The 12,270-nt window shown below is 70.4% G+C and carries 10 protein-coding genes; 7 read left to right on the top strand and 3 right to left on the bottom strand.

What is annotated here, in order from left to right:
- The first annotated feature begins 6 nt into the window (after positions 1-6).
- The 4 genes from VGI12_12440 (at position 7) to VGI12_12425 (ending at position 4,182) form a co-directional block, all read left to right on the top strand.
- Entirely contained in the window at positions 7-408 is a 402-nt protein-coding gene (locus VGI12_12440) for a hypothetical protein (protein ID HEY2433475.1), read from the top strand.
- A 105-nt stretch (positions 409-513) separates the two neighbouring features.
- Complete coding sequence (locus VGI12_12435) at positions 514-1,911, top strand: DASS family sodium-coupled anion symporter (GenBank protein ID HEY2433474.1); 1,398 nt, start codon at positions 514-516, stop codon at positions 1,909-1,911.
- Positions 1,912-1,918: 7 nt separating this feature from the next.
- Positions 1,919-2,977 carry a 3-isopropylmalate dehydrogenase gene (locus VGI12_12430; GenBank protein HEY2433473.1) on the top strand — a complete coding sequence of 353 codons (1,059 nt, stop codon included), beginning with the start codon at positions 1,919-1,921 and terminating at the stop codon, positions 2,975-2,977.
- Positions 2,978-3,033: 56 nt separating this feature from the next.
- The gene (locus VGI12_12425; protein HEY2433472.1) at positions 3,034-4,182 is read left to right on the top strand and encodes a hypothetical protein; all 1,149 of its coding nucleotides are present in this window, start codon (positions 3,034-3,036) and stop codon (positions 4,180-4,182) included.
- 226 nt (positions 4,183-4,408) lie between these two features.
- On the opposite strand, the gene VGI12_12420 is transcribed toward VGI12_12425, so the two are convergent.
- The 3 genes from VGI12_12420 to VGI12_12410 are packed head-to-tail and all read right to left on the bottom strand — an operon-like array spanning position 4,409 to position 7,489.
- Positions 4,409-6,358, bottom strand: a complete 1,950-nt coding sequence (locus tag VGI12_12420) for a CHASE2 domain-containing protein (protein ID HEY2433471.1) — start codon at positions 6,356-6,358, stop codon at positions 4,409-4,411.
- A gap of 7 nt (positions 6,359-6,365) precedes the next feature.
- The gene (locus tag VGI12_12415; GenBank protein HEY2433470.1) at positions 6,366-7,019 is read right to left on the bottom strand and encodes an OmpA family protein; all 654 of its coding nucleotides are present in this window, start codon (positions 7,017-7,019) and stop codon (positions 6,366-6,368) included.
- A gap of 17 nt (positions 7,020-7,036) precedes the next feature.
- Complete coding sequence (locus VGI12_12410; protein ID HEY2433469.1) at positions 7,037-7,489, bottom strand: FecR domain-containing protein; 453 nt, start codon at positions 7,487-7,489, stop codon at positions 7,037-7,039.
- 384 nt (positions 7,490-7,873) lie between these two features.
- On the opposite strand from VGI12_12410, the gene tagH reads away from it, so the two are divergent.
- Genes tagH through icmH form a run of 3 tightly spaced genes read left to right on the top strand, consistent with a single transcriptional unit; the run spans position 7,874 to position 12,265 of the window.
- Positions 7,874-9,577 (top strand): type VI secretion system-associated FHA domain protein TagH, encoded by a 1,704-nt coding sequence (tagH, locus tag VGI12_12405; protein HEY2433468.1) that lies wholly within the window; start codon positions 7,874-7,876, stop codon positions 9,575-9,577.
- A gap of 32 nt (positions 9,578-9,609) precedes the next feature.
- Positions 9,610-10,944 carry a type VI secretion system baseplate subunit TssK gene (gene tssK / locus VGI12_12400; GenBank protein ID HEY2433467.1) on the top strand — a complete coding sequence of 445 codons (1,335 nt, stop codon included), beginning with the start codon at positions 9,610-9,612 and terminating at the stop codon, positions 10,942-10,944.
- 10 nt (positions 10,945-10,954) lie between these two features.
- Positions 10,955-12,265, top strand: a complete 1,311-nt coding sequence (gene icmH, locus VGI12_12395; protein HEY2433466.1) for a type IVB secretion system protein IcmH/DotU — start codon at positions 10,955-10,957, stop codon at positions 12,263-12,265.
- Positions 12,266-12,270: the final 5 nt, after the last annotated feature.

The raw sequence follows: 12,270 nt of genomic DNA, 5'->3' as shown, positions 1-12,270 counted from the left end.
CCGGGCTTGTCACAAAATTCATCACCCGGCGACGTCACTCACGACGAACAGGACGTGCACGTCGATCTGATGTACGCGTTGCCGATCGCTGCCGTGGACGTCAAGGTGATGGGCGGACCGACGTTCTTCAATCTCAAGCAGGACTTCGTGTCGGGCGTGAACGTCAGCGAGACCTATCCGTTCGACGCCGCGACGTTCGCCAGCGCGACGACGAAATCCCTGTCGAAGTCGGCGGTGGGATTCAACGCGGGCGTCGACATTTCGTATCCACGATCGTCAGCGGTGGGGATCGGGGGTCTGATTCGTTACAGCACCGGCGACGTGAAGTTCGAGGACGCCACGATCGGTCACCAGACGGTCAAGGCCGGGGGGGTTGAAGTGGCAGCCGGCGTCCGGATCAGATTCTGACGCGGCGCCGTCAGCACGCGACTCGTCCAGCCACGCATCCTAGCCGTTGAGCCGGTTCCGTGCTCCGCTGCCGTTTGGCCGCGGTGACATACGATAGGCGCGCCGATGCCCTCGTCCTGGCGCTGGATCGTGCCGCTGGCCACGGCCGGCCTCATCTGGGTGCTCCCGCACGGTCACTTCGACACGCGCAGCTGGAGCCTGTTGTGTCTCTTTGCCGCCGCGATCTGCGCGCTGATCACCCGGCCGGTCGCGGCCGGGGCGCTGATGATCGGCACGATCGCGATGGGCGCGCTCTTGCGGCTCTTCTCGATTCAGGACGGGCTCTCGGGCTACGCCAATGTCACCGTCTGGCTGATCCTGGCGGCGTTTCTCTTCGCGCGCGGGCTGGTCGTCACGCGCCTCGGCGAGCGCATCGCCTACGGCATCGTGAAGCGGGTCGGCGGCAGCCCGCTCGGCCTCGGCTATTCGATCGTCCTCGCCGATCTCGTGATGGCGCCGATGACGGCGTCGAACACGGCGCGCGCCGGCGGCATCCTTTTCCCCATCACGCTCAACGTCGCGCGCGTCTTCGACTCGGAACCGGGCCCTACCGCGTCGCGCATCGGCAGCTTCCTGCTGCTCACGCTCTATCACGGCGACCTCGTCGTCTCGGCGATGTTCCTGACGGCGTGCGCCCCCAATCCGCTCGTCGCCGACATCGTGCGACAGGGATCCGCGGTGCGGCTGACCTGGACGCTATGGGCGGTGGCGGCCTCGGTTCCCGGCATCGTCGCGCTCATCGCCATTCCGTACCTCGTCTACCGCCTGTCGCCGCCGGAACGCACCGATACCGCGGCCGCCCGCACGCTTGCCGCGGAGCGGCTTGCGGCGATGGGTCCGTTGTCGGGACGGGAGCGCGGCATGTTGATCGTCTTCAGCGTGGTGCTGGCGCTCTGGATCGCCGGCGACTGGCTCGCGATCTCGCCGACCACGGCCGCCATGCTCGGCGTGGCGATGCTGCTCCTCGTCGGCGTGCTCGAGTGGCGCGACATCATCGAAGAAAAAAGCGCGTGGGACGTGTTCGTCTGGTTCGGCGGCCTGATGATGCTCGCGGGTCAGCTCGAGAAGGCGGGCTTCCCGAAGGCCTTCGCGCAGGGGCTGGCGACGGCCGTCCACGGCTGGCCCTGGTGGTGGGCGCTCGTCGTCATGCTCATCGTGTATCTTTACGCGCACTACGCGTTCGCGAGCCTGGTCGCGCACGTCACGGCGATGTTTCCGGCGTTCTTCGCGACGGCGATGGCGCTCGGCGCGCCGCCGCTCGTCGCGGCCGTGGCATTCGGCGTGCTGTCGAACGTCAACGCCGCGATGACGCACTACGGGACAGGGCCGGCGCCGATCGTGTTCGGCGCCGGGTATGTGTCGCAGCCGGCGTGGTGGCGGATCGGCTTCATCGTGTCGCTCGCGCACCTGGCGATCTGGCTGCCGATCGGGTTTCTCTGGTGGAAGGTCTTGGGCTTGTGGTGAGCATCGCATGAAGACGTATCGCATCGCCGTCATCCCCGGCGACGGGATCGGCCAGGAAGTGACGCCCGCGGCGATCGCCGTGCTCGACGCCGCCGCCGCAGGCGGCTTCCGCTGCGAGTGGCAGCACTTTCCATGGGGCTCGCAGCACTATCTCGATCACGGGCGGATGATGCCGGAGAACGCGCTCGATCTGCTCCGGCCGTTCGACGCCATCCTGTTCGGCGCGGTCGGCGACCCGCGCATCCAGGACAACGTCACGCTGAACGGCCTGTTGCTGCCGATCCGCCGCGGCTTCGATCAGTACGCCTGCGTGCGGCCGGCGGTGCTCTACCCGGGGGTGCGGGGGCCGCTGGTGGGCCGTAACGGCGGCGACATCGACTTCGTCGTGGTCCGCGAGAACACCGAGGGGGAATACGCACAGATCGGCGGCGGGCTCTACCCAGACACGCCCTTCGAAGTCGCGATGCAGACGGCGACGTTCACCCGGCACGGCACCGAACGGGTGATCCGCTTCGCGTTCGAGCTGGCGCGGCGCCGGCACGGCAAGCGGCTCGTCACCTCGGTGACCAAATCGAACGCGCAGGGCTACAGCATGGCGTTCTGGGATCGGGTGTTCAGCGCCGTCGCCCGCGACTTCCCCGACATCCGCACCGAGTCGCTGCTCGTCGATGCCGCGTGCATGGACCTGGTGCGGCGGCCGATCGACTTCGACGTGATGGTCGCGTCGAACCTGTTCGGGGACATCCTCACCGACCTGAGCGCGGCGATCACCGGCAGCCTCGGACTGGCGCCGAGCGCCAATCTCAACCCGGCGCGCACCGCGCCGTCGCTGTTCGAGCCCGTCCACGGCTCGGCGCCGGACATCGCGGGCAAGGGCGTCGCCAACCCGCTGGCGGCGATGCTGGCCGGCGCGATGCTCCTCGAGTTCCTCGGCGAGACCCTCGCCGCCGCGCGCGTCGAGCAGGCCGTGCGGTCGGTGCTCGCCGACGGCGGCGCGCTGACGCCCGATCTGGGCGGCCACGGCACCACCGCCGGCGTCACCGCGGCGGCGCTGGCGGCGCTCTAGGGGCGGCGGCCGGCTCGATTACGCAGAACTGCATAACGATCACGTATACTGCCGTCATGGGCACGGTCAACCCGTTCGTCTACGGCGAAGTGATCCCCGCCTCGGCCTTCGCCGATCGCGAAACGGAGCGGGACCGCCTGCGGCGCGATCTGGCGGAAGGTCAGAAGGTGTTTCTGATCTCGCCGCGGCGCTACGGCAAGTCGTCGCTCATCCGCGGCGTCATGAAGACGCTCGCCGCCGAGGGACTCCTGACCATCGAGGTGACGGTCGCCGCCTCGAGCTCGTATGTCGCGTTCCTCGAAGCCTACGCCCGCGCGCTGCTGCTCGCCGCCGATACGCCGGTCGGCGGGCTGCGCCGGTGGGCGGCGCAGCTGCTGAATGGCGTGCGCCCCGAGCTGCGCATCGACAGCAGCGGCCCGTCGCGCGTCGCCCTCACCTTCCCCGGGGTGCGCTCGCCGCGCGACGCGGCACGACTGGCGGCGGAAGTCTTCGCCCTCCCGGGCCGCCTCGCCGAGGTTCGCCGGCAGCGATTGGCGGTCGCGCTCGACGAATTCCAGGCGATCGCCGCCTTCGACGGCGGCAACGTCGAGCAGGCGCTGCGGGCCGCCGTGCAGGAACAGCGATCGGTCGGCTACGTCTTTGCCGGATCGGAGCCGTCGCTGATGGAACGGATGTTGACGCCGCGGCGGCCGTTCTACAAGGCCGGTCCGGTGATCCGTCTCGGCAGGATCGACGAGCGGCTGTTCGCGGCGTTCATCGAGACGAAGTTCTCGCGCACCGGCATCCGCGTCGAGGACGGGCTCGGCGCGGCGATCGTCGAGCTCGCCGGCAACGTGCCTTACGACGTGCAGCGTCTGGCGCACGAAGCGTGGGACGACGTCCGCGCGGCGGGAAGACGGACCGCCGGACTCGACGATCTGCACCTGACGCTCGGACGGCTGCTCGACGAGCAGCACACGGTATTCGAAGAGGCCTGGCAGCGGCTCACGCTCGCGCAGCGCGCCGTGCTCCGCGCCATCGTCCTCGAAGAGGGGCGCGAACTGCTGTCGGCCGGCGTGCGGCTGCGGCATCGGCTGCCCGCCGCGTCGAGCGTCCAGACGGCCCTGGCCGCGCTCGTCAAGCAGGACATCGTCATGAAGGAGGCAGGCCGCTACACGGTCAACGACTCGCTCTACCGCGAGTGGATGGCTCGGCGGACGCTGTAGGGGCCTGCGCGAAGGTGCTAAGGGTGCTAACGGCGCCGAGGGTGCCAAGGGGCTGGTGCGGAGGGTGCCAAGGGGGCTAATGGTGCCAAGGGGTGCTAATGGTGCGGGTGCCAAGGGCGCCTGAGCACCCCGGCACCAGCACCCTTAGCCCCTTGGCACCCTCCGCACCTGCACCCTTGGCCCCCTTGGCACCATTAGCACCCTCGGCACCGACTGCGGCGCCCCTTCACGCCCCGGCGCCGACAGCGATCGATACTTCTTCGAACGCTTTCGACACACGCAGAAAGGCGTCGACGACGTCGGGATCGAAATGGGTCTCGCGGCCGCCGACGATGAGGTCGACCGCCTGCTGGTGTGACAGGCAGGGACGGTAGAGCGATCGCGCACGCGTGGCGTCGTAGACGTCGACGAGCGCCATGATCCGCCCGGCGATCGGAATCTGCGTGGCGCGCAGGCCGCGCGGGTAGCCGCTGCCGTCCCACCGTTCGTGATGGGTGTAGACGATGTCCTTGGCCATCTGCAGCGTCGCGTCGTCGCGGACGCCGACCCGCGCCTCGGCGCGGACGATCACGTCGCGCCCCAGCTCGGGATGCCGCCGCATCTCGAGCGATTCCTCTGGCGTCAGCGGTCCGGGTTTGTTGAGGACGCGGTCGGGAATGCCGACCTTGCCGATGTCGTGGAGCGGCGCCAGGCGGCAGAGCAGCTCGATGTGCTCGTGGGTCAGGAAGTCGTGAAAGCGCGGGTGCGCGGCCAGCGGCTCGGCGAGCAGGCGCGCGTACTGCTGGGTCCGCAGCGAATGGCGGCCGGTCTCCGCGTCGCGGACTTCCGTCAGCGAGAGCAGTGTCTGCACCATCAATCGCTGCGCGGTCGTCTTCTCGGCACCGGCGAGCCGGGCGCGGCCGCGCTCGACGGTGAATCGCGCCAGCGTCGTCACCGCGAGCGTGACGACGACAGCCACCGACGGCGACAGCGACGAGACGAACAGATGGCGCGTCGCCAGCAGCCAGGTCCCAGCCCACCAGAACCCGACGACGAGCGCGGCGCCGCTGAGCAGGCCCGCGGTCACCCCCGAGAGCGCGACGAGCGTCGCCACCGCGGCGCCGGCGAGGACGACGATCACCGTGTCGATCGACGTGCCGTACGGCGAGCGGTGGACGAAATCACGCTGCAGCAGGTTGTCGATGGCGGTGGCCTGGACTTCGACGCCCACGAACTGCGTGTCGAACGGCGTGGCGACCACTTCACGCGTGCCGAGTGCTGTCGTGCCGACCAGCACGAGACGGCCGCGCAGCGCGTCGCGCGGGACGGTCCCGTTAATCACGTCGACCGCCGACACGTACGGGAACGTCCGCCGCTTGCCGCGGAACCCCAGCAGCAGGTTGCCCTTGCCGTCGAGTGGTATCGCGAGATCGCCGATCGACAGCGTCGCGGCATTCACGGTCGCTACCCGCAGCGTCGGATGTGCGTCGCCGGCGAGCGCGGCGTAGGCGGTCAGCGCCAGGCTCGGGTAGACGCGGCCGCCGAGTCCGACGAGGAGCGGCGCGCGCCGAAGGATGCCGTCGGCGTCAGGCGCGGCGTTGAGGAATCCCGACCGGGCGGCCGCGTTGGTCAGCACCGGAAGATTGCAGACGACGCCGGTCGCATGGAAGAACGGCTCGGTCTCTTCGTCGCCGCCCGGCCTGACGATGACCAGCGGCAGCGGATGCAGCGCGCACCCGCGTCCGACCGGCGCACCGGCGTCGAACATCAAGCCGTAGCCGAGCACGGCGCCGCTGTCGCGCAGCACACCGGCCAGCGCCGCGTCGGGCGAAGCGGGATCGACGTGGCCCTGCGCCGCAGGACCGAGATCGTGGCGATCCGATTCGGCGAAGATGACGTCGATGGCGGTCACCGCGGCGCCGGCCTCGCGGATGCCGGCGATCAACCGGCCCATGACGTCGCGCCGCCACGGCCACTGGCCGACCGCGGCCAGACTGCGCTCGTCGACGTCCACGACGACGACGCGATCGAGCGGCGGGCGCACCCCGGCCGATCGCACGGCCATGTCGTAGACCGCATCGTCGAGACGCGCGAACAGCGGCGGACGGTAGATCGCGAGAATCGCCGCAAACAGCACGGGGACGACGCCGCTCAGCAGGACGAGACGACGCCGCGGGGGGGCCGTCAGCTTCAGCACCGCACGCTCACCTCACCGTGATCTCGACGCGGCGATTGCGCGGCTCCGGCGTGTTGTCGGGCGTCTTGACGAGTAGATCGGCTTCGCCGTGCGAGGTCACCTCGACGAGCGTCGGCGACAGGCCCGCCTGCTCCAGGATGCTGCGCACCGCGGTCGCGCGCTTGAGGCCGAGCGCGACGTTCGATTTCCGGTCGCCCATGGTGTCGGTGTGCCCGACGATCATCACCTCGGGCACCGGCAGCGCCTTCACCGCGGCGAGGATGTCGGGCACGAGCGCCGCCGAGGTGTCGGTCAAGGCGTCGGACTCGAACTTGAACTGCAACGTGAAGTGCCGCGGCGACGGCGGCAGCGCGGCGAGCGCCGCGCCGAAGAGTCGGGTGACCTCCTCGTCGGTCAAGGTCACGGCCGGGCCTGGCGCGGCCGACGCCGTCGTGCGTACCGACGCCCGCGGCGTCGTGAGATCGATCGACCCGAATTCGTTGCCGACGCGGATGTGGCCGGTGACGTGCGTCTCGGGATCGGGCAGGAGCACGATCAGCGCCGGGGCCGGAGGCTGCGCCGGCGCGGCCGGCGCGGCGCGCTTCGCTCCGCAGCCCGCCATCGCTACCAATGCGAGCAGTGCGCCGAGCAGCCATCCGCTCCGCTTGGGCCATCCAGCCACGACGGCCGGCCGCCCCGCTAGGCGCCGACCCGGATGGCGACGGTCGTGCCCCGGACGCCGACGATGGCCGACGGCGTTTCCAGCCGGATCGAATCGGGGGCGAGCTTCGCGATGCGGCCAGACACATAGACCGCGACGCCGCGCACGAACTTGAGCACCATGCCCAGGCCGCCCTCGCCGGGCGCGTACACGTAGTGATCGATGTTCAGCTCGCTGTCGGGCCCGAGCGAGACGCGCGTGTCGTCGCGCAGCGTGATCCCGACGGCGCCGTCGGCGGCAGTGCGCAGCGTGTCGTTCGCGTAGACGGCGTCGCCCGCCTTCGCCGGAGTCGCGACCCGGCCGCGGACAATCGTCACCGAGCCCGACACGTTCTTGACATGGCCAGCCGGCGGCGGGGTCTGGGCGGAGGCGGGGGCCGCCGCTGCGACGACCATCGTCAACGCCGCAATCAGGTGGACTAGACGGTTCATGCGATCCTCCCGCCGCTGAAATGAGACACCGGCTTACAATCGTGTCGAGCGCGGGCGCGATTTTGCCGGGCAGGTGCCGGCGGTCCGCGGCCGCGTCCCCGCCTCCTGCACCCTGCGTGCCGGCACCCGCGAGGGCCGCGCCCTGCCGCCGCCGCGCCGTCGCCGAGCTCCGAGCCATCGCGGTCCTCACGTTAATCTACGTATCCATTACGCAACGTTGCATATCGCGCCGCGACGGGTCGGGACAGCGGCAGGCGTCGGCTGGTGAGTCGTCGAGATGGGCCTGCCGGCCTCGGACCGCAGCCAATTATGCCACCGGCCCGGCAGCGCCGCCGCGCGCGCCGCCGCGCATGCGGTACACTGGCGGCCAGAGGCGCTTTGGCGGTGACCCTTACCCTGGAATTGAGCGACGCGACGGGAGCTCGGTCGTCCGACGCCACCCACGTCTTCGGCGAGGAAGGCGGCACCATCGGACGGGCGGCCACCAACGCCTGGGTGCTGCCGCACAACAAGGTGTCGGGCCTGCACGCGCGCATCACCTTCACGAATGGCGCGTTCTACATCGAGGACGCCAGCCGCAACGGGGTGTGCGTCAACGCACCCGACAATCGCCTCGTGCGCAATCGCCCCTACCCGCTGAAGTCCGGCGATCGGCTCTTCATCGAGCCGTACGAGATGACGATCTGGATCGACCAGGGAGGGGCGGCGCGCGCGCCGGCGGGCGATCCGTTCGCCGACGACGATCCGTTCCGGCTGACGCCGGCGCCCTCCTCGTCGCCGCTCCCCGGCGGCGCCATTCTCCCGGACAGGGCGGAATCGGGAGAGGTCGATCCGCTGAAGTTCTTCGATCCGGTCGGTGCGCCGGCGCCGCGCAAGCGCGCCGAGCTGCCCTCGGACGATCCCGGCAGTCTGGGACAGCACTATCAACCGCCGGTGATCATGCCATCGCCGGGCCCGCCGCCGAAGACGCCGGCCGCCGCGCCGGCAATTCCGGCCGGCTATAACCCGCTCGCCGACGATCCGATCGAGCCGATTGCCCCGCCGATCGCGCCGGCGCGGCCGCCGTCTTCCGCGCCGCTGCGGCCAAGACCGGGCGACTCGGCGGTGTGGCGGCGGCGGCGCGAGAGCGGCGGATCGGATCCGCAGCGGCCGCCGTCGGGAGCCGTGCCGGTGCCGCCCCCGGTGGCTCGGAGAGAACCCGCGGCGCCACCCGCGCCTCCTCCGGCTGACGATCTGTTCTCGGCGCCCACCGACCCGGCGAGTGCTCCCCTGCCGCCGCCGCGCGAGGTCCCGCCGCCGGTCGCCGCGCCCGTGGATCCGGAAAGCACGCGTCCGCCGATCGCGCCGGCGTCGAAGGCGCCGGCGGCTCCGCCGCTCCCGTCTGAGCCGCCCCATGCCGCGGCGCCAGTCGCGTCACCACCGCCGCCGAGGCCGCGCACGCCAGCGGCCGCCTCGCGCGCCCCGTCGGATCTCGCCGACCTGCTGGCCGGCGCCGGCATCCCCGACGCGGTCGTGACGCCGGAGCTGACGCGCAACATCGGGCAGATTCTCAACGTCGTCGTCGCCGGGCTGATGGACGTCCTCCAGTCCCGCCAGCGCATCAAGGAAGAGTTCCGGATGCAGCAGACGATCTTCCGCCAGGCCGACAACAACCCTCTGAAGTTCTCGGTCAACGTCGAGGACGCGCTGCACAACCTCCTCGTCAAGCGCAACCCCGCCTACCTGCGCCCGGTGGAGGCGTTTGCCGACGCCTTCGACGATCTCCGCGACCACCAGCTGGCGATGCTCGCCGGGATGCGGGTGGCGTTCGACACGATGCTGGCCGATACCGATCCCGACAAGATGCAGGAGCAGTTCGACAGCCAGCTCGGCAAGAGCTCGCTGGCGCTCGTGCCGGCAAAGATGCGCTACTGGGATTTGTACCGCGCCAGGCGCGGCGAATTGGCCCGGGATCCGGAGGCGGCGTTCGAACGGCTGTTCGGCGAGCAGTTCCGGAAGGCCTACGAGGAGCAGTTCCGGCAGCTCAAGGCGCAGCGCCACGCGCGCGGGTCGCGCGACGGGTCGGATCCGGGCGACGAGCGATCGTGACCCATTCGTTGTAGATTGTGGGGCACACGCCGATGTCCGCCCACAACCGCGTCGTCTGGTCCGAAGGGCTCTTCCTGCAGCCGCAGCACTTCCAGCAGCAGGATCGCTATTTCGAGCGTTACGTAGAGGCGCGCTGCCAGTCGCTGATCCCCTACAGCTGGGGTTTCACCGAGGTCGAATTCGAGCGCGACTTCCTGAAGATCGGCAAGATCGGCCTGCGCCGCCTGGCCGGCGTGCTGCCCGACGGCACCCCGTTCCGGATGCCGGACGACGATCCGCTGCCACCGCCGCTCGACGTCGGCGCCGACCTGCGCGACGAGCGCATCCATCTCGCGGTGCCGCTGCGCCGGGCCGGCGAGGTCGAGTCCGGCCGGACGGCGGGCGTCAACGATCTGATCCGCCAGGAGGTCCGCGAATTCCAGGTCGCCAACGTCGCGGCTGGAGGCGGCGAGCCGGCGACCGTCGAGGTCTCGGCGCTCAGGACGCGGCTGCTGCCGCAGCGCGAGGTCACCGAGGCCTACGCCTGCATCCCGCTGGCGAGGGTGGTCGAGTGCCGCGCCGACCAGCAGGTCGTGCTCGACGACGCGTTCATCCCGACGATCCTGCAGCTGCGCGCGGCGACGCGGCTGGCGACGCTGGCGACCGAACTGCTCGGACTGTTCCACCAGCGCGGCGAAGCGCTCGGCGGCCGCGTCGCGGCGACGAGCCGTGGCGCCGCGTCGGAGCTGGCCGACTTCCTGATGCTGCAGGCGATCAACCGCTACGAGCCGGTGCTCGCGCACTTCGCCGACACGGCGGCCGTGCACCCGGAGGCGCTGTACCGGTTCTGCGTGGCGGCGGCCGGCGAGCTCGCGACCTTCACGACCACCGCCAAGCGCACCCCGAAGTTTCCGATGTACCGCCACGATCACCTGAAGGAGACGTTCGATCCGGTGATTGCGTCGCTGCGCGAATCGATGAGCAAGGTCATGACGCAGAACGCGATCCCGATTCCGCTCGAACCGCGGAAGTTCGGGATCAGCGTCGCGATCGTGCCCGACCGGTCGCTGCTCACCTCGGCGGTGTTCATCCTCGCGGCGCACGCCGACGGTCCGGCCGAGACGCTGCGGCAGCGGTTCCCGGCGCAGGTCAAGATCGCGCCGGCGGAGCGCATCGGCGATCTGGTCCGGCAGGGCCTGCCCGGTGTGCCGGTGGTGGCGATGCCGGTCGCGCCGCGACAGATCCCCTACCACGCCGGCTACGCGTACTTCGAACTCGATCAGAGTCATGAACTGTGGGACCAAATGAAGGGGTCCGGCGGCGTGGCGATCTACGTCTCCGGCGACTTCCCGGGACTGGCGATGGAATTCTGGGCGATCCGCGGCTGAAGGATTCTTGATGGCGGACAACGACGATCCGTTCCAGCCGTCGGATCTGACGCATCGCCCGAGGCCCGGCGCCGGCCGGCGCGGGATGCCGGATCCGCCGACGCACCGCGGTCCGGCGGTGCGGCCCGCCGACGTCGAGGCGATTCCCGACGCGGCGCGCGCGTCGCTCGGGCTCGGACTGAATCCGCTCGTGCAGGCGGCGATTCCTCTGCTGCTGCTCACCGGACAGCTGCGCAGCGCGCCGGCCGCGATGGACGTCGCCGGCCTGCGGCGGCACGTCCTCGAAGAGATCCGCCGGTTCGAGGATCAAGCGCGCGCGGCCGGAATCCGCACCGAGATCGTGCTGGCGGCGCGCTACGCGATTTGCGCCGCGCTCGACGAGGCCGTGCTCTCGACGCCCTGGGGGGCGCAGAGCGAGTGGTCGCAGCACCCGGTGCTCGTCGCGCTCCACCGCGAGGCGTGGGGGGGCGAGAAGTTCTTCGAGATGCTGACCCGCATCTCGGCCGATCCGGCCCGCCACCTCGATCTGCTCGAGCTGCAGCACCTGATTCTCGCGCTCGGCTTCACCGGCAAGTATCAGATGGTCGATCGCGGTCAGGAACAGCTGCAGGACTTGCAGCACGAGCTGTTCCGGACGATCCGCGGACTGCGCGGCGCCGCGTCTCCCGAGCTGTCGCTCAAGTGGCGGGGTCTCGAGGATCAGCGCAACCGGCTGATTCGCTACGTGCCGTGGTGGGTGATCGCCGCCGCCGCCGCGGTGATCCTCACCGCCGCGTTCGTCTATTACCGGTCGGCGTTGTCGGATCAGGCCGATCCGCTGCAGGCCCAGCTGGCGCACGTCGGCATCGAGGATTTCGCGGTGCCGCCGCCGCCCGCGCCGGTCGCCGGGCCGACGCTGAAGCGGCTGCTCGCCCCCCAGGAAGCCGCCGGCGCCCTGCGCGTCGACGAGGACGGCGGCCGCACGGTGATCACGCTGCCGAGCGGCGATCTGTTCGGCTCCGGCAGCGCCACCGTCAACCCGGCCTACGAGGCGACGCTGGACCGCATCACGGCGGCACTCAACCAGGTGCCGGGCCGCGTACTGATCGTCGGGCATACCGACGATCAGCCGATCCGATCGTTCCAGTTCCACGACAACTTCGAGCTGTCGCGCGAGCGCGCGGTCAGCGTCGCCAACATCCTGAAGAAGGCGATCAACAATCCCGCCCGTCTGACGTGGCAGGGCATGGGCTCGTCGGAGCCGAAGTACCGTCCCGAGTCGGCCCCCGAGAACCGCGCACGCAACCGGCGCGTCGAGATCATTCATCTTCGCGAAGGCTGAGCGAG

It is taken from the genome of Vicinamibacterales bacterium, from assembly GCA_036496585.1.
Classification (GTDB): Bacteria; Acidobacteriota; Vicinamibacteria; order Vicinamibacterales; family 2-12-FULL-66-21; genus JAICSD01.
This window is presented reverse-complemented; position numbering and strand designations above follow the sequence as displayed.

Bases quoted from the DNA above. Each gene is read 5' to 3' on its own strand.
- VGI12_12425 (HEY2433472.1), top strand. From the start codon at position 3,034: ATGGGCACGGTCAACCCGTTCGTCTACGGCGAAGTGATCCCCGCCTCG.
- tssK (HEY2433467.1), top strand. From the start codon at position 9,610: ATGTCCGCCCACAACCGCGTCGTCTGGTCCGAAGGGCTCTTCCTGCAG.
- icmH (HEY2433466.1), top strand. From the start codon at position 10,955: ATGGCGGACAACGACGATCCGTTCCAGCCGTCGGATCTGACGCATCGC.
- VGI12_12435 (HEY2433474.1), top strand. From the start codon at position 514: ATGCCCTCGTCCTGGCGCTGGATCGTGCCGCTGGCCACGGCCGGCCTC.
- VGI12_12410 (HEY2433469.1), bottom strand. From the start codon at position 7,489: ATGAACCGTCTAGTCCACCTGATTGCGGCGTTGACGATGGTCGTCGCA.
- VGI12_12430 (HEY2433473.1), top strand. From the start codon at position 1,919: ATGAAGACGTATCGCATCGCCGTCATCCCCGGCGACGGGATCGGCCAG.